The sequence below is a fragment of the Streptomyces sp. NH27 genome, from assembly GCF_056859195.1.
In genome coordinates this window covers 1-16,044 of sequence record NZ_JACEGK010000126.1, presented here as the reverse complement: position 1 = coordinate 16,044, position 16,044 = coordinate 1, and the positions used below count along the sequence as shown (strand labels likewise).

General features: G+C 69.0%; 17 protein-coding genes and 7 pseudogenes. 9 read left to right on the top strand and 15 right to left on the bottom strand.

What is annotated here, in order from left to right:
• The coding region (locus AC13HU_RS13135) for an NAD(P)/FAD-dependent oxidoreductase (protein ID WP_483042004.1) at positions 1–1,289 on the bottom strand (1,289 nt) is incomplete at its 3' end.
• Positions 1,290–1,796: 507 nt separating this feature from the next.
• On the opposite strand from AC13HU_RS13135, the pseudogene AC13HU_RS13130 reads away from it, so the two are divergent.
• Positions 1,797–2,081: pseudogene (locus tag AC13HU_RS13130) on the top strand (tyrosine-type recombinase/integrase); the annotation flags it as partial.
• Between the two features lie 331 nt (positions 2,082–2,412).
• On the opposite strand, the gene AC13HU_RS13125 reads toward AC13HU_RS13130, so the two are convergent.
• On the bottom strand, positions 2,413–3,024 hold the full coding sequence (locus tag AC13HU_RS13125) for a TetR/AcrR family transcriptional regulator (RefSeq protein ID WP_483042003.1): 612 nt from the start codon (positions 3,022–3,024) through the stop codon (positions 2,413–2,415).
• A 144-nt stretch (positions 3,025–3,168) separates the two neighbouring features.
• Between AC13HU_RS13125 and AC13HU_RS13120 the strand changes: the two genes are divergently transcribed.
• The 4 genes from AC13HU_RS13120 (at position 3,169) to AC13HU_RS13105 (ending at position 6,601) form a co-directional block, all read left to right on the top strand.
• Complete coding sequence (locus AC13HU_RS13120; RefSeq protein WP_483042002.1) at positions 3,169–3,903, top strand: SDR family oxidoreductase; 735 nt, start codon at positions 3,169–3,171, stop codon at positions 3,901–3,903.
• A gap of 35 nt (positions 3,904–3,938) precedes the next feature.
• Positions 3,939–4,562 carry an NADPH-dependent F420 reductase gene (locus tag AC13HU_RS13115; protein ID WP_483042001.1) on the top strand — a complete coding sequence of 208 codons (624 nt, stop codon included), beginning with the start codon at positions 3,939–3,941 and terminating at the stop codon, positions 4,560–4,562.
• A complete protein-coding gene (locus AC13HU_RS13110; protein WP_483042000.1) occupies positions 4,510–5,487 on the top strand; it encodes a TIGR03619 family F420-dependent LLM class oxidoreductase in 978 nt (325 codons plus the stop codon). Before AC13HU_RS13115 ends, AC13HU_RS13110 begins: the two co-directional genes overlap by 53 nt.
• A 364-nt stretch (positions 5,488–5,851) precedes the next feature.
• Positions 5,852–6,601, top strand: a complete 750-nt coding sequence (locus AC13HU_RS13105; protein ID WP_483041999.1) for a transposase — start codon at positions 5,852–5,854, stop codon at positions 6,599–6,601.
• A 9-nt stretch (positions 6,602–6,610) separates the two neighbouring features.
• Here AC13HU_RS13105 and AC13HU_RS13100 read toward each other — a convergent pair.
• The 9 genes and pseudogenes from AC13HU_RS13100 to AC13HU_RS13060 form a co-directional block, all read right to left on the bottom strand.
• Positions 6,611–6,754 (bottom strand): annotated as a pseudogene (locus AC13HU_RS13100) (MFS transporter); the annotation flags it as partial.
• A gap of 534 nt (positions 6,755–7,288) precedes the next feature.
• Entirely contained in the window at positions 7,289–7,573 is a 285-nt protein-coding gene (locus AC13HU_RS13095; RefSeq protein ID WP_328470664.1) for a gas vesicle protein K, read from the bottom strand.
• Positions 7,570–7,800: a gas vesicle protein gene (locus AC13HU_RS13090; protein WP_328470666.1), complete on the bottom strand. Its 231-nt coding sequence runs from the start codon at positions 7,798–7,800 to the stop codon at positions 7,570–7,572. The genes AC13HU_RS13095 and AC13HU_RS13090 overlap by 4 nt, the downstream gene beginning before the upstream one ends.
• Positions 7,797–8,624, bottom strand: coding sequence for a GvpL/GvpF family gas vesicle protein (locus AC13HU_RS13085; RefSeq protein WP_483041998.1), 828 nt, complete (start codon positions 8,622–8,624; stop codon positions 7,797–7,799). Before AC13HU_RS13085 ends, AC13HU_RS13090 begins: the two co-directional genes overlap by 4 nt.
• Positions 8,621–8,977, bottom strand: coding sequence for a gas vesicle protein (locus AC13HU_RS13080; RefSeq protein ID WP_483041997.1), 357 nt, complete (start codon positions 8,975–8,977; stop codon positions 8,621–8,623). Before AC13HU_RS13080 ends, AC13HU_RS13085 begins: the two co-directional genes overlap by 4 nt.
• Positions 8,974–9,942 carry an SRPBCC family protein gene (locus tag AC13HU_RS13075; protein ID WP_483041996.1) on the bottom strand — a complete coding sequence of 323 codons (969 nt, stop codon included), beginning with the start codon at positions 9,940–9,942 and terminating at the stop codon, positions 8,974–8,976. The genes AC13HU_RS13080 and AC13HU_RS13075 overlap by 4 nt, the downstream gene beginning before the upstream one ends.
• A 6-nt stretch (positions 9,943–9,948) precedes the next feature.
• Entirely contained in the window at positions 9,949–10,530 is a 582-nt protein-coding gene (locus AC13HU_RS13070) for a hypothetical protein (RefSeq protein ID WP_483041995.1), read from the bottom strand.
• Positions 10,530–10,847, bottom strand: a complete 318-nt coding sequence (locus AC13HU_RS13065; RefSeq protein WP_483041994.1) for a gas vesicle protein GvpG — start codon at positions 10,845–10,847, stop codon at positions 10,530–10,532. The genes AC13HU_RS13070 and AC13HU_RS13065 overlap by 1 nt, the downstream gene beginning before the upstream one ends.
• 28 nt (positions 10,848–10,875) lie before the next feature.
• Positions 10,876–11,034 carry a DUF3040 domain-containing protein gene (locus tag AC13HU_RS13060; protein ID WP_483041993.1) on the bottom strand — a complete coding sequence of 53 codons (159 nt, stop codon included), beginning with the start codon at positions 11,032–11,034 and terminating at the stop codon, positions 10,876–10,878.
• Positions 11,035–11,308: 274 nt separating this feature from the next.
• Here AC13HU_RS13060 and AC13HU_RS13055 point away from each other — a divergent pair, with 274 nt between their 5' ends.
• Entirely contained in the window at positions 11,309–12,241 is a 933-nt protein-coding gene (locus tag AC13HU_RS13055; protein ID WP_483041992.1) for a Rieske (2Fe-2S) protein, read from the top strand.
• A gap of 119 nt (positions 12,242–12,360) precedes the next feature.
• On the opposite strand, the pseudogene AC13HU_RS13050 reads toward AC13HU_RS13055, so the two are convergent.
• Positions 12,361–12,651, bottom strand: a pseudogene (locus AC13HU_RS13050) (LLM class F420-dependent oxidoreductase); the annotation flags it as partial.
• Between the two features lie 69 nt (positions 12,652–12,720).
• On the opposite strand from AC13HU_RS13050, the pseudogene AC13HU_RS13045 reads away from it, so the two are divergent.
• Positions 12,721–13,720 (top strand): annotated as a pseudogene (locus AC13HU_RS13045) (IS5 family transposase).
• 18 nt (positions 13,721–13,738) lie between these two features.
• Here AC13HU_RS13045 and AC13HU_RS13040 read toward each other — a convergent pair.
• Positions 13,739–14,167: a VOC family protein gene (locus tag AC13HU_RS13040; RefSeq protein ID WP_483041991.1), complete on the bottom strand. Its 429-nt coding sequence runs from the start codon at positions 14,165–14,167 to the stop codon at positions 13,739–13,741.
• A gap of 353 nt (positions 14,168–14,520) precedes the next feature.
• Here AC13HU_RS13040 and AC13HU_RS13035 point away from each other — a divergent pair.
• A pseudogene (locus AC13HU_RS13035) lies at positions 14,521–14,691 on the top strand (transposase); the annotation flags it as partial.
• A 100-nt stretch (positions 14,692–14,791) separates the two neighbouring features.
• Positions 14,792–15,001, top strand: a pseudogene (locus tag AC13HU_RS13030) (integrase core domain-containing protein); the annotation flags it as partial.
• Between the two features lie 90 nt (positions 15,002–15,091).
• On the opposite strand, the pseudogene AC13HU_RS13025 reads toward AC13HU_RS13030, so the two are convergent.
• Both AC13HU_RS13025 and AC13HU_RS13020 read right to left on the bottom strand, forming a co-directional pair.
• A pseudogene (locus AC13HU_RS13025) lies at positions 15,092–15,608 on the bottom strand (hemolysin III family protein); the annotation flags it as partial.
• A 62-nt stretch (positions 15,609–15,670) separates the two neighbouring features.
• The gene (locus AC13HU_RS13020) at positions 15,671–16,003 is read right to left on the bottom strand and encodes a helix-turn-helix domain-containing protein (RefSeq protein ID WP_483041990.1); all 333 of its coding nucleotides are present in this window, start codon (positions 16,001–16,003) and stop codon (positions 15,671–15,673) included.
• Positions 16,004–16,044 lie beyond the last annotated feature (41 nt).

The following is a 16,044-nucleotide window of genomic DNA, read 5'->3' as shown; positions in this document are numbered from 1 at the left end:
CGCGCCAGGGCGATGACGTCCACCAGCGAGCGCGCCACGACCCGGTCCGCGGTGGCGGCCCGCATCACCCGGTCGGCGTACGCGCTCTGCAGCCGGGTCGTGGCGGACCGGCGGGGGCCGACCACCGCGGGGTGCCGCAGGTCGTCGCTGACGGACAGCTGCCACGCGGTCTCGGCGGCCCGCGCGACGGAGCGCTGGACCCGCCGCGCGGCACCGGGGGCTGTGCCGTGGCGCCGCAACAGGTCCCGCAGCGCGGCGACGGCATGCGCGGCCACCGCAAGGCCGTGCGCGTGGGAGGGGTTGAGGGTGCACGCGGCGTCGCCCAGCGCCACGAACCCCTCCGGGTGCCGGGGAAGGCGGTCGAGCCGCAGCCGCCGGTTGGCCAGGCCGCCGAAGCCGCGGGCCGGCCCCAGCGGGACCGCGTCGGCAGTCAGCTCGGCCAGGGCCGGATGCGGCAGCTTCTTGGCGAAGTCCTGGAACTCCGCCTCGTCGGTGGGGGGTTCCGAGCCGCGCATCCCGATCAGCGTCGCCGACCAGGTGCCGTCCTCCAGCGGGAGCAGCACGCCGCCGGTGGCGTCCCCGGTGACGTTGGCGATCATGACGATCGCGGGGACGCTCCGGTGCAGTTCGGCCGCCGGGCGGAACAGCCGGGTGATGTAGACGGTGCCGGCGTCGACCACGTCCTGCGGCACCTGCGGCAGGCCGAGGTCCGCGAGCCACCTGTCCACGTGCGAGGAGCGGCCGGTGGCCGCCACCACGAAGTCGGCCTCGATGTCGGCGGTACGCCCGGTGCCGCGGTCGCGGACCCGGGCGCCGCTCACCCGTGCGCCGCCGCCGAGCAGGCCGACCGCCTCGGTGTGCGGCAGGAGCCGGATGCGCCCGTCGTCGAGGACCCGGCGGCGTACCACCCAGTCGAGCAGATCGCGGCCGCAGGACACCACGAACTCGTCGTGGCGGGGGCGCTGCAGCCAGCCGAACTTGGTCAGGAAGGCCACGTCGCCGGGCGCTGCCAGCAGGTGGGCGCTGGCCTCGGACCACGCCGCCAGCGTTCCGGGCAGCAGGTCCTCGACGGTCCGGGCGCCGGCCCCCATCAGCAGATGGGACTGGCGTGCCTGCGGGACGCCCTTGCGGGGCTGCGGACCCTCCGGCAGGACGTCGCGCTCCACGATCGTGACGGAGTCCAGGTGCTCGGCCAGCGCGTGCGCCGCCAGCATGCCGGCGAATCCGCCGCCGAGGACGAGTCCGTGTCGTGGGACGGTGCGGGAAGGTCTGCCAGGCCGTGTCGTCATGACGGTCTCCTTATCTGCGGGATCGCTCGCGGCTACGGCCTGCACCGGCGCGGAAGGGCTCTGCCGGCCCTTCCGGTGCGGTGTGAAGGGACGTTCTCTCGCGCCGGCCGTGATGTCGGCGGGCTCCGAAAGACTTCACCATTCCGAGCATTGACATAGGAGTAAGTGCTCATGATTCTAGTGACCGACAATCACAAGTGAGACTCACGTAAACGCGTGATACTGGAGGCATTGTCATGACGGGGACGGATACCGAGACGAAAACGGGGCCGCTGTCAGGGCCGCGTGAGGCGTTCGAAATGCACCGCGCGCGGCTGCTCGCAAAGGAGCAGAGCGGGGTCGACTACGCGGCGATCCTCGCCGACGACGTCGTGGGCGAGGTGCCGTTCGCGTTACTTGGTGAACAGCGCCGCTATGAGGGCCGCGCGGAGTTCGGCGGCTGGGCCAAGGCGCTGACCGGGCGGGTCCGCTTCACCGACGTCCGGGATGTGGCGGTGCACGAGACGGCGGACCCTCGCCCTGCCACCCGAACTCGCCGCCACCCCACTAGCCAAACGCCCCTACGACCTGCGCCACTCAGCCCTCTCCACCTGGCTCGCAGCCGGCGCCGACCCCGCCGAAGTCGCCCAACGCGCCGGCAACAGCGTCGAAGTCCTCCTCACCCGCTACGCCACATGCCTCCACGACCGCCAATCCATCAACAACCAACGCATCGAGGACCTGCTGAGCTCCTACGATCAGCCGAACGAGCCGGACCAGGCGGACGGAGCAGCCCGTACCAGGCGACACTGAGCATTTTCAGCGTGTCCACCGATCGGGTGTCGGTGGCAGGATGAGGGCGAGGTCCGCAATGGACAAGCCTCGGCGCCATTGATCTGTCCGGCAGAACGCTGAGGTGTTTGGCCGCTACGGCAGCGTGCTGGGCCAGCATCTATCCGGCCGACCACGGCAGCGGATCCTCGCGGGTCGCCGGTCTCCCCAGCGGCTTCTGCTGTGGCCTTCAGCGGGCGGCCAGTTCCGTAAAAGCCAGCAGGTCCGGGCGAGGTGCCTGGCAGCTGCTGTCGCGTACCAGCGGCTGCAGCTGCGTGACCGGCAACGAGTTCAGCCCGGCCGGAGTGCCAGGTCAACTCGGTACTTCTTCCCGTCGGCGGTCGTGGCCCGCCGTGGCGGGGAGAGCGTTGTCGATGAGGACGGCGGCGATGGCGGCGGCGGTGGGGAAGGCATCGGCATTGAGGACCCGGGTGCGGGCCGCGGCGCCGTCGATGAGCAGCGCGAGCTGCTCGCCGAGTTGTTCGGGGTCGGCGGCGCCGGCTTCGCGGGCGGTGTCGGCGAGCCGCGCGGCGACGGCCTTCTTGTAGTCGCGTGCGTACTGGGACGCGGGGTGCTGGGGGTCGTGGAGCTCTACGGCGGCGGCGATGTAGGGGCACAAGGGTGTGTCTGGGGAGATGTCGAAGGCGGCGAGGAGCCGTGCGCGGGGGGTGAGGTCGGTACGGTCGAACACGCCGGACAGCACGGAGGGGTCGAACCGCCGCAGGTACTCAGCGACGAGTTCGTCCTTGCCGCCGAAGTGCTGGTAGGCCGTGCGCTTGGACACCTCGGCCGCCGCACAGAGCTCGTTCATGCCGGTGCGGTTGATGCCCTGCTCGCGGAACAGCTGCTGGGATGCGCTGATGATGCGCTCGCGGGCGCCCCGACCGCGGCGCCGGCCCATGGGGCCCTTCTCCAACTCCGTCATGGCTCCATGGTACCCGAAATGGATAACGACTGGTGTACATAGTTTGCGTCCCGGCCTCCTGGCCCGTACCTTAAGAACACTGAGCGGTATGCATAACACCGTCACCCCAGGTACACACGGCATCACCGACCCGAGGGAGCGATCATGGGGAAGCTTGACGGCAAGGTCGCGGTCATCACCGGCGGCACCACCGGCATGGCGCTGGCCGGCGCGAAGCTGTTCGTCGACGAGGGGGCGCACGTCTTCATCACCGGCCGCCGCCAGGAGGCCCTGGACGAGGCCGTGAAGGAGATCGGCCGCAATGTCACCGGCATCCGGGGCGACGCCGCCGATCTGGACGACCTGGACCGCCTGTACGACGCCGTCAAGCGGGAGAAGGGCAGCCTCGACGTGCTGTGGGCCAGTGCCGGCGGGGGCGAGCCCGCGCCGCTCGGAGAGATCACCGAGGCCCAGTTCGACACCTGGTTCGGGCTCAACGCCCGCGGCACCCTGTTCACCGTGCAGAAGGCCCTGCCGCTCTTCAACGACGGCGGCTCCATCCTCATGACCGGCTCCAACGCCTCCCTCGGCGCCTTCCCCGGCTGGAGCGTCTACGCCGGCAGCAAGGCCGTCCAGCAGGCATGGGCCCGCGTCTGGCTCAACGAGCTCAAGGACCGCCGCATCCGCGTCAACGTCCTGACCCCCGGCCAGGTCGCCACCGCCAAGCAGGCAGAACTCTTCGACGAGGCCACCAAGCGCCAGTTCGAGTCCCTCATCCCCCGCGGCCAGATGGGCCGCCCCGACGAGATCGCCACCGCCGCCCTCTTCCTCGCCTCCGACGACTCCAGCTACGTCAACGGCATGGAACTCGTCGCCGACGGCGGCACCACCGCCATCTGAACCAAACACCACACAACAACCAGGGAGAACACCTCATGAGCAGCATCAGCATCATCGGCACCGGGAACATGGCCCGCACCCTCGGCGCGCGAGCGGTAGCGGGCGGCAACACCGTCGAGATCATGGGCCGTGATCAGGCCAAGGCCACCGACCTGGCCAAGGCTCTCGGCGGCGGCACCACGACAGGGGAATGGGGCACCGCGCCGGCCGGGGACATCGTCATCATGGCCCTGCTCTACGACGGCGTCGTTCCGGCCGTCGCCCACTACGGAGACACTCTCGCCGGCAAGGTCATCGTCGACATCAGCAACCCCTTCAACTCCACGTTCGACGGGCTGGCCCACCGCGAGGAGACCTCGATCGCGCAGGAGGTCGCCAAAGAGGCCCCTGCTAGCGCCAGCGTGGTAAAGGCGTTCAACACCGTCTTCCGCCACGTCCTGGAGAAGGGCCGGCCCGACGTCTTCCTCGCCGGCGACGACGCGCAGGCCAAGGCACGCGTGGAGGCGTTCATCGAGAGCCTCGGGCTGCGCCCGCTGGACGTCGGCGGCCTGACGATGGCGCACTGGCTGGAAGGAGCGGGCGTGGTCACGGTCGGCCTCGCCAACCATGGGGTGGGGAACCTGGACTTCGCCCTCGGCATCACCGAGCTTCCCGTCTGACCCGACGGTCCACGGAACACCGAAGGGGCTCGCCATGAAGCTTGGTTTCACACTTCCCGTCATCGGGCCCGCCATCGGCAGCGCGGCTGGCCTGAGCACGTTCTGCCGCGGGATCGAGGACCTTGGCTACGACACGCTGTGGGTCGGCGATCGCCTGGTCCAGCCGGTCGATATGCACAGCATCTATCCGGGCAAAGAGCAGCCGTACCCGCCGCAGATGAGGCGCTATCTCGACCCGGTGCTGCTGTGGACCGTCGCCGCGACGGCGACCAGCCGGGTGCGGCTGAATGCCAGCACGCTCAGCACCTTCTACTGGGAGCCACCGCACCTGGCCCGGATGCTGACCACGCTCGACGTGCTCAGCGACGGCCGTCTCGAAGTCGGAGTGGGACTCGGGTGGATGAAGGACGAGCACGACATCTCCCGCAGCGCGGACTGGCACCGGCGCGGGCGGATGCTCGATGACCTGCTGGCGTTCCTGCACCAGTGGTGGACGACCAACCCGGTTTCCTGGGACAGCGAGTTCTTCTCGCTGCCGCCGGTCCACGCCGACCTGCGACCGGTGCAAGCAGGCGGGCCGCCCATCTGGATCGGCGGCACCAGCGAGGTCGCGATGCGCCGGGTCGGCCGCAGCGCCACCGGCTGGCTCGGGATCGATTTCCTGCCGGACGAGGTCGCCGACCGATTGTGGTCGCTCGCGCGCCAGGCGGCGCAGGAGGCCGGCCGCGATCCCGACGCACTGAAGAAGGCCATACGTATCAACCTCGAACCGGGCACGTCCGTTGATTCGCTGGCCGACAAGCTCAAGCGCTTCGCGGAATCCGGTGCGGACGAGGCGTTCGTGGACGCCTTCGCACCGTTCCCCGACCTTGATCAGATGCTTGACTTCGCCAGACAGGTGATCGCGCGCACCGGTCGGTTGTGACCACCCAAGAGCAGGACGACCAAGGACGTCCTCGCCTGGTTACCCGTCGGGGACGCGGCCATCGGAGCCTTCCACAAAGGTGACGTGACGAAGGGGAGATGCCCTGTTGGGCTCGTCACGTCGCTTTAGGAAGGTGAAGGGGTACGCGCGAACATCGCGTGGCCTTTCGATCCGGGTCTCCCGACGGTTGCCCTCATCGGGTGGGCCCCCGGGCCCGTATTCGGTTAGGTGATCGCTGAGCGTTCTCAACGAGGCCACTGATTGGACGAGACGGACAGCATCGAGCGGAAGGCCGCAACGGACAGGGCTCCCGTTCCGTTGGAGGACGTGTTCGAAGCCCCAACCCATCGGCAGAGGAGCCTTGTTGGTCCCCTATGCCGCCGCACTCGAACTTCCGCATGCCCTGGTCGAGTGGGTCACGATGCTCATCGTCACCCGCGAGGGTGACCGGCGGTGCAAACTCCCGCCGCACCAGCGCGCGCTCGTTGCTCTGGTGTACCTCCACCGCCACGACACGCTCAGCCGGATCGCGTCCGGCTTCGGGGTATCCGTCGGCACCGTCCACGCGTATGTCACCGCCGTGGCCGATCTGCTCGCCGAACGGGCCCCGGGCCTGCTCAAGGCTCTGCGCGAGCGTGATCCGGAGTTTGTCCTGCTGGACGGCACCCTGGCCGAGTGCGACCGCGTCGGCGACAGCTGGGCGGACTACTCGGCCAAGCATCGCCGTCACGGCGTGAACGTGCAGGTCGTCACGGATCCCGCTGGTGAGGTGCTGTGGATCTCGCCCGCGCTGCCGGGCCGCACTCACGATCTGACAGCGGCCCGCACCCACTGCATCATCCGGATCTGCGAACGCCAGGGCGTCCCGATCCTCGCCGACCGTGCCTACCAGGGCGCCGGCCCCTGGGTGACCACCGGCCGCAAACGCCCACCGGGCGGTGAACTGCCCCTCACCCAGCGCACCGTCAACCGGGCCCTGGCCGCCGCGAGGGCACCGGTCGAACGCGGTATGGCACGGCTGAAATCCTGGCAGATCTTCCGCAGATCCCGCATCAGCCCCAACCGCATGACCGTCATCGCCAAAGCTGTCCTCACCCTGGAGAGGCACCGCTGAAAACGCTCACTGCAGGCCGCCCTGCGAGGCGCCGATCCCGCTGCGGATCGACGGCAGCGCGACGTTGACGATGCTGACGTCCAGCAGAGTCATGAAGCTCGCGGTCAGGCAAACCGCCCAGCGCCGGCCAGCGGGTGTCCCGGGGTCGCCTATTTCCCGCCGTTCCCGAGTTTCCTCCCATCTGCCCGCTCCTTCCGTGCCGGCTCCACGCGACGGATACGTGCGCGCGGGTACGGGGGATCTCTATACCCCCAGCCCGCGTCCGAGACATACACGTCGGCCGCATATGCGCGGGAAAGGCCGGAGCGGCACCCGGAATTCCGACGCCTGGACCCACGTCACCGGAGGTGACGGCACCTGAGCGGCACGGCCCGTCTGGTGCCCCCGGCTTGGGGGCAGGCGCGCACCTAGCGATGTCGGAAGGCACCGAACGCGCTGCGTCCATCGCTCCGCCCGGAAGATCCGGACGAGGCCGTCCCCGCCTTCGAGGGACAGATGTGGGCACGGTCCGGAGGTGGGCGCAGGTCATGACGGCCGGTCTGGAACGCCTGGTGAGCCTGGGCCCCGCCCCCGCCGTGGCCCTAGCCCACCGCGACCAGAGCCAGCCATCCTGACCGCCAAGCGGCGTCGATTCCGATCATTACGGCGCACTCCGGAGCGGTACTGGTGGCCCGGCCGGCGGCCACCTCACCAGTTCTCCTGCGGGAGCAGGTGCCCTAGGGGGCCGAGGTCGAGATTGAGGTCTTCTCGGCGGAGGTTGTGGTGGGTGCACAAATCGGTCATGGCACCGTCGAGGAGCATGAGGGTGGTGCCCAGTCGTTCCTCCTGATCGGGAGTCAGGTCCTGCTGGTCGATGCGCCGCACGGCCTGCCGTTCGAGGAGCTGGCGCAGGAGTTCAACCACGGTGAGGACCAGGGAGACCAGGTCGCGTGCCGCGTTGTCGGGGTCGATGTCGACGCGGGGGGCGGTCACAGCGGACCTCCGTCGTTCCAGGGGGCCGGGACGCGTTCGCTGACCGAGGCGAGCAGGGCGTGGAGGGACAGGCGGATCAATGGGACGTCGGCGATGGCGATGACGAGGTCGCCGCTGATGACGATGCCGGTGGCCAGAACCCGGTCGAGCAGGTCGACGAGCGGTACGCCCAGCGGTGCGCCGCTGTCCGGGCCCTGCCACGGAACGACGCCGGTCCCGGATGTCATGAGTCGTCTTCGCCGGTGAAGGAGTAAGGCACCCAGGGACCTGACACCTCGGTTTCGACGTCCAAGCCTTCGAAGGTGTCGTCCAGCGCTCGGATTGCCGTGACCAGGTCGGCGGCGCGCGTGTTCTCGACGAGGAAGGCCGCATTGAGTACTTGGGTCCGTTCACGGCCAGTGATGTCGGCGCCGTGGGGCCGTCGGCGTACGGCGGCGACGGCGAAGGCGGCTGAGGTGTCGTAGACGTGCTGGGCCGCCCGCACGACGGCTTCCTGCCGGGCGTGGCGGTTACGCTCCCGGGCGCGGACCCGGTTCAGGTAGGCCATGCCCCCACCGGGGGCGGCCCTGTCCGGGGCGGTACCGCAGCGGCCGCTGTCATCGCCGGCCTGCTGCACATGGACTTTGACGGCCCATTCGGAGCGGCCCGCCACACGGTCCAGTACGGCGAGGAAGTGCGTGCGCTGCTCATCCAGAGTGGCTACGGCCCGGTTCGGGTCGGTGAACAGGGTGGCGAGCGGCAGCGGTACGACCGGGCCGTCCGCGGCGGCCGCCGTGACAACGGCGTGGTGGGCGCGCGCACATGCCTCCAGGGCCGCCGGATCGGAGAGCCGCTGCCGTAGCGCTTCCTCGGTGAAGTCCTCGGCGGGAACGCTCTGCACGATGGCCCACAGGGAGCCGGGCAACTCCAGCAGACGCAGGGGGCTGCCCCCAGAGTGTCCGCGGACGCCGACGAGCCCGGTCGGATCGGGGTTGATCCGGACCGCGAACACGCACGTGGCCGTCGTGTCGTCGGGACAGACCGCAGGGGCCCACGCCTGTGTGGCGCTCACGCGTCCTCCTTCGGCCGTCGGCGCTTGGGGGCGAGGGTCGGCTGGCTCTCCAGCTCGGCCAGCCTGTCCCGCAGCTCCTGGTTCTCCCGGCTGAGGGCGTTTTCGGCCGCGCGGGAGGAGAGGGCGGGGTCGGTCTCCCACCAGTCGATGCCGGCCTTCTTGGCTGTCTCCACCGAGGAGATGAACAGCCTCAGCCGGATCGTCAGCAGTTCGATGTCCAGGAGCTCGATCTTGATGTCCCCGGCGATGACGATGCCCTTGTCGAGGATGCGCTCCAGGATGTCCGCCAGGTTCGCCGTCGACGGAGGAGGGTTGTAGGGGGTCACCTCGGTGGGGAAGTCGAATGCTGTCATCGCCTGCTCCGGCGCCGACTCCGAGGCTGCCCTTCCTCGTCCTCTTCCTCGTCCTCCTCGCCGCCGTCGTGGTCTTCCTCTTCCTCGTCGTCCTCGTCCTCCTCCTCGTCCTCCTCCTCGTACTCGTCCTCGTCGTCCTCGTAGTCCTCGTCGTCCTGCAGCCCCTCCTCGTGGGAGCGGACGACCTCGCCGTCACGGATCTCGCCGCGCCAGCCCTCCAACTCCTCGTCCGCGTTGAGGGTGACGTGGCGGCCGAAGTGCTTGAGGTCCAGACGCAGGCGTCTGCCCTGGGCACGCCAGAGATTGCCGGTCTTCTCGAAGAATCCGGCCGGGTAGTACTCGACGACCACGAGAATCCGCGTCAGGGTGGGCCCGAGTTCATGGAAGGTGACGGCACCGTGTGTACTGCCCTTGGCGCCTTCGGAGGTCCACACGATCCGATCGTCAGGAACCTGCTCCTGGATCGTCGCCTTCCAACTGCGGCTGGACGGACCGACCTTCACGTTCCAGTCGGTCTCGACGTCGTCAGACTGGGAGACGTTGCGGACACCCTTGGTGAACTCGCTGAAGTCCTCGAACTGCGTCCACTGGTCGTACGCCGTACGCAGCGGGACACCGACGTCGAGCGTCTCGACGATGTTGACCGCCTTGACGTTGCTGCCGCCCTTCCCCCCTCCTCCACCGACGGAGTCCTTCACCTTGTCCACCACCTTGTCCTTGGCGTCCGTCGCCTTCTGACCCACCAGTGCCTTGAGTGGTGAGTCGCCCTTGAGCATCCGGCTTCCGGCGCCCATCAGGCCACCCTCGCCCTCAGCCACATCGGTCAAACGGTCGGTAAGGCCGGACACCTTGTCGCCTGCCTTGCCGACCAGTTGCTGTGCCAGGTCGGTCAGGAAGTTCCCCAGCTCCTCGCGCAGGTCATCGAGCCCTCTCGGGCTCTCGGACTCCCCGTTGTTCTCGGCCATGTCCGCCTACCTTCCGCGCCGGTTCGAACCGGACTGGGACCTGCCGGACGTCGACTTCTTCGCCGGCGCAGTCTTCTTGCCCGCTGCCTTCTTGGCGGGTGCGGCCTTCTTCGCCGGTGCGCCGCTCCTGGCTTTTGCGGTGCGCTTCTCGGCCTTCTTGGCCGGGCGCGCCTTCTTCGGCGCCGCTCGCTCCTCCTGCGGCCCCTCGTCGCCGGCCTCCTCGTCGTCGTGCCCGTCCTCGTCGTTGTACCCGTCGTCTTCGTCGGCCTCGGTGTCCTCCAGCTCACCGCAGCGGCGTTCGCGCAGCGCGTCGGCAAACGCGGAGAACTTCCGGTCGGCGGAGGCTGACGTCGCGCTGCGCACGGCGGTCATCAGTTCGTCCCGGATCTGATCGCGAAGCCCCTCCAATCCCGGGTGCTCCCGTAGTTGGCGCATGCCCTCGGCGGCGAGCGCCGCGGGGGACAGGCCGATCCGGCGACCGGCGATCAGCGTCGCGATCGCGAAAGCCGCCTTCGCCTTGCGGGTGCGGCCCAGGATGTAGCCGCCTGCCACCGCCGTGGCTACCGCTGTCTTGCACGAGTTGTTCATCAGCGAGCACCTCTCGGATGGCCGGCCGTTGGACGCCCGGTTGCGGGTTGTTCCAGCAGGTCCAGCAGCCGCTCTTCCTCGGCGTCGAAGTACTCGATGTCGATCTCGCCTTCGTCGTAGGCGCGATGGAGCGCGGCGAGCCGGGCCCGGAGCACGGTCGGGTCGTACATCTCGGCCTCCGCCGCGTCCAGCAGCACCTTCGAGATCCAGCCGACGCCTTGGACCGGGGCGAGGGGTAGGAAGAGCAAGCCCTTCAACAGGCCCAATGTCAGAGAGGGGATCGAGGCAGCGGCGTAGCCGCTCTGAAGGCGAGGCATGTCGGGACTGGCGAACCGTGTCGCGCAGTCAGGCCGTATTCAGCGACTCTGTCTGCCTGACGCTTTTCCTCAGCAGGCGGGCGAGGCGCGGATCGCTGCGGCGCAGTTCGCATTCCCCTTCCTGCAGCAGCCGTCGTTCGTGGCTGCTGAGTACTCTTCCGGCCGCCGCGGACCTCCCTGGCGTCATGCCGTCCCGCCTGACCGCTGCGTGGAGCAGCGTGCCCAGCCACTCGGCGGCTACCCAGCTCAGCGGCTTCTACCGCGCCCTCTCGCCGAGCAGAACGCGCGGACACCGCTACGGGCTAATCGGCCTCGCTCGGGAAAAACGAGTCGTGACCGCGCCCCGGCCGGGCCCGGGCGGTCAGATCACACCAGCACCGGGCTTGCACGCGGGGTCCGGGCGGGACGCGTGAACGCGTGCTGCGAACGAGACTACGGGCATGACACGGTGGAGTAAGGCCATGACGGCGACCGAGCCGTTCCTGCGGCGGCTAGCACCCAGTTCGGCGCGCCCCGGGCGCGTTGCGAAGGCCGTGGGCAGGCTGGAGGGCGCCTCGTCGCTGGACGGCGCGATCGGCGCGCTGAGAAGGGGAGTACGTGCGGTGCCGCTGGGAGGTGTCCGCGACGTGCTGCACGGGCGGTGGCTGGGCCACCCCGTGCACCCCCTGCTCGTACAGGTACCCGTAGGCGCTTGGGTGTCGTCGGCCGTCCTGGACTGGACGCCGGGCGGGCGGCGGGCCGCGGGCGTGCTGGTGGCCGTCGGGATCGCGGGGGCCGTCCCGGCCTCCGCGTCCGGGCTGGTGGACTGGGTGGAGCTCGACGACGAGCAGGCGCGGACCGGTCTCGCCCACGCCACGCTCAACGCGGTCGCGACCGCCTGCTACACCGTCTCGCTGGCATCGCGAGTGTCCGGGCGCCGAGGACGGAAGGCGGCATTCGCGGGCCTCGCCGCGGTCTCCCTGAGCGGCGCGCTGGGCGGGCACCTGGCCTACCGCCAGGCAGCCGGCGCCAACCACGCGGAGGCAGTGCACCGATTGGCGCCGGTGGACTGGCAGGACGTGGGCCCGGTGGAGGACTTCCCCGCGGGACGGTCGGTGCGGCGGCTGGTCGGCGAGGTCGCGGTCCTCGTCGTGCGCGATGAGTCGGACGGCTCGCTGTCAGCATTGGCCGACAGGTGCAGCCATCTCGGCGGACCGCTGTCCGAGGGCGAGGTCATGGACGGCTGCGTCAGATGCCCGTGGCACGGCAGCACCTTCCGCCTCTCGGACGGCTGGAACGTCACCGGCCCCGCCACCGCACCCCAGCCCTCATTTGACGCCTACGAGCACGAGGGACGGGTACGGCTGCGCCTGCGCACCGGCCGTCTCGGCGAGATGCCACCGGGCAACAGCTGACCTTCACGACGAGGAGATAGTTCTGGCCCGCTGTTTGGCTGGGCCACGCCGGAGGAAGGTCCGCTCGACCGGGTTGTCTTCGGTCAGGATCTCGGGATGCTCTGGCGGGGGCCGGTCGGTCAGCGCCGGGACGGGTGCAGCGCGCGCAGCGGTCCGTCGAGTTCCCGCTGGTAGAAGTCGAGGAAGCCGTCAGGGTCGGGTCCGGCGTTCTGCAGGACGGGACGGTCGAAGCCGGCGTCGAGGTATCTCTGGACGGCGGCCACGTAGTGGTCGGGATCGAGGCCGCAGGCGAAGGCGTCTTTTATGTCCTCGACGCGGACTGTCCCGCTCGCCGCCTCGAAGTTGACCGGGTTGGGCAGTTCGCTCATCACCTTCCACCCGGCCAGCGCCCATCGCGAGGTGGTGAGGGCGCGTATCGGGTCGTGATCAATCTGCGAGATTTGCCTTCGCGGCGGGGCCCGATCCGTAGATAGTTTTGCGTGACGCGAGAGCAACTGACAGATGTGGAATGGGAGTTCATCGGCCCATACCTGCCGATCGGCGAGTACGGGCCGTAGCCTAAGCGGCTGCGGCAGCAGTTCGAGGGTGTGCTCTGGCGGTTCAAGACAGGCGGGCAGTGGCGGGAGATGCCGCAGGAGTTCGGTGCCTGGTCGACCGTTTCCAACCGCTTCCGGCAGTGGCGTGACGCGGGTGTGTTCGGGGCCCTGATGGAAGGGCTGATCGCGGAGGCTGCGAGGCGGGGCGAGGTGGACCTGTCCCTGGTCAGCATCGACTCAACTACCGCGCGGGCCCACCACGACGCCGCCGGGATGCACCTGGACCAGGACGTCATCACCGCGTTGGAGGAGGCTGCCGCCGAGGAAGAGAAGGCCGGGTCAAAGGGGGCGCCCGCGAAGCACAAAGCGGGCAGGACGCCGAACCCGATCCCGAGCGGGACGAGCGACGACGCATCCGGCGTCGGCAAAAGCTCCGACTGAAGGCTGCCCTCCTCGAACGTTCCAGGGGCGGGCAGACCAGCAAGGTCCACCTCGCCGCCGACCGCAAGTGCCGCCCGCTGGCGTTCGTCCTGACCGCTGGACAAGCCGCTGACAGCCCGCAGTTCATCCCAGTGCTGAGAAGGATCCGCGTCCGCGGTCCCGTCGGCCGCCCCCGCACCCGGCCGGACGCGGTCGCCGGGGACAATGCCTACTCATCCCGCGGCAACCGAGCCCACCTGAGGAAACGGCACATCACGGCAGTTATCCCGGAGAAGTCGGACCAGGCCGCCAACCGGAAGAAGAGAGGCTCCATGGGCGGCCCGCCAGCCACGACGCCGACCTCTACAAGGAGAGGAACACGGTCGAGCGCCTGATCAACAAGCTCAAGTCATGGCGGGGCATCGCCACCCGATACGACAAGATCCCGGACAGTTACCTCGCCGGACTGCACCTGCGCGCCTCGATGATCTACATCAAAGACCTCACCCGAGGTACCCCTTGATCACAGCCCTGTCACGCCCTAAGGGCGGACGTAAGGCCGAGTCATGACCTCCATGTTGTGACCGTCCGGGTCGTCGAAGTAGGCGCCGCGACCACCGAATAGACGGTTGATCTGGCCGGGTTCGGTGTGGCTGGGGTCGGCGTAGTAGGTGACCCCGACCACCTCCAGACGGGTGATAACGGCGTCGAACTGCTCGTCAGGGATGAGGAAGGCGTAGTGCTGCGACTGGATCGGCTCGTCCCGCTTCTCGTAGTAGTCGAGCGTCACGCCATTGCCGAGGTCGACGGGCAGGAACGGTCCAAACGGGGTGCCGACCTTCAGGCCCAGGACCGCGGCGAGGAACTCGGCAGACAGGTGCCGGTCGCTTGCGTAGATGGCAGTGTGGTTCAGCTGGACGCCGGCCGTCGGCAGTGCGGATTCGTGCGGGTACTGCTGGTCATAGGACATCAGTGGTGTGTCTCCGGTCTTGGGATCCGCTGGAATGCGGCGCCGTATGCGGGCGCCGGGAGCTAAGACGCGGAGAAGTGGGCGGGCCTCTTGCCCGCCTGGTGCTCACGCCGAGGCCGGGAACCTCACTCGTGCGTGGCCCATGGCCGACCCGGCAGTCACCCGACTGACCTTAGTGACCATCACAGATGTGGGCAACGTCGTTTCTTGGCCGTGCCCGGCCGCGAGCCGCCGTTGCGTCATAGCGGTTCGTCACGGCTCTGCTGATCACGACCCGATACGCGCCCTAGTAGTGCTTGGTCAGGTTGGTGTGGATGGCGTGTCCTGCGGGTGTGGTGTCGCGTTGAGGGTGTGTGACTCCGGAGGAAGTGGCAGCGGTGCATGTCGAGTTGGAGGCGTTCGCGGAGGAGGTGTTCGAGCCGTTCGCGCGTAAGGATCAGCGCCGGTGGGGGCAGGTCTATCTGCGGGGGCTGCTCACGGACGGGACGCGGAAGTCGGTCGAGCCGATGGCCGCTCGGCTGGGTGTGTGAGCTGCTCTGTGTTTGGTGGAGTCCTTGATGCCAGGGTTACGATCCTGGCGAAGGAGAACCACCAGCGCCATGCGAGCACCCCGTAAGAACCCCGATGACGTCCGTGAGCGTGCGATCCGCGAGGTCCGCACGACCGGCCGCCCGATCGCGCATGTTGCGAAGGATCTGGGCGTTCAAGGCCGAGCTGATCGAGATGCAGGGCCCCTGGAAGGACGTCGACCAGGTCGAACGGACGATCTTCCAGTGGATCACCTGGTACAACGAAGAACGCCTCCACTCCGCACTCGACTACGTGCCGCCCGCCGAGTACGAACAGGACTACTGGCGAAGCCAGGAACAGTCCCACAGTCCGCCTGAAACAAGATCACCGGACTCTACAAAACTCGGGGCAGCTCAGCCGACGGGTACGGACGCCGGCCGCGGCCCCGGCCCACACCAGGGACAGCAGGACCACCTGCTGGCAGCAGCACCGCCAGGGGCGTGTACGTGCCGGCGATGATCAGGAAGATGTTCGCGTGGTCCAGCCGACGCAGGACCGCCTCCCCGCGCGGGCCCCAGTCCCCGCGGTGGTACAGCGCGCTGGTGCCGAACAGCAGGCAGGCCGACAGCGCGTACACCGAGCAGGCCGCCACTGCCGCCGCCGAACGCGAAAGGGCGATCAGGACGATGCCGCCGGCCAGTGCGAGGGGGAATATCCCGGCGTGCAGCCAGCCGCGCATCCGAGGCTTCACCGCGGTCGCCGCCCGCTCCGCCCTGCCTTCCAGGCCGGCGGATGTCCGCCGGGCAATCAGCCGGCCGGTCGTGCCGGCAGGCGAATCTATCGCCGGTGCGCGGAAGGTGTCGGGTGTGGCGCCGGACAGGTGCCGGGGCTCCCGTCCGTGTGCCGGCGGCTGGGCATCTTCAGCGATCATGCGCTCATACTACGAAATCGGTGTAAGGGTGCAGATTCCGGCGCGTTGCCGCGGGCTGCGGGTCAGTTGTCTACCGTGTGCTGGGATGCGGCGCGGTGGTGTTCGGCGTTGATGCGCTGGGCTTCTTCGAGCTGGTCTTCCAGGATCACGATGCGGCAGGCGGCCTCGATCGGTGTGCCCTGATCGACGAGTTCCCGCGCGCGGGCGGCGATGCGCAGCTGGTAGCGGGAGTAGCGGCGGTGGCCGCCGGCGGAGCGCAGCGGGGTGATCAGGCGGGCTTCGCCGATGGCGCGCAGGAAGCCCTGTGTGGTGCCGAGTATCTCGGCGGCCCGGCCCATGGTGTAGGCGGGGTAGTCGTCGTCATCGAGCCGGCCGTTCGTGGTGTCTGCCGTCATCTTGCCTCTCTGTGGAACGCGCTGGAGGGGCCCTGGTGCCG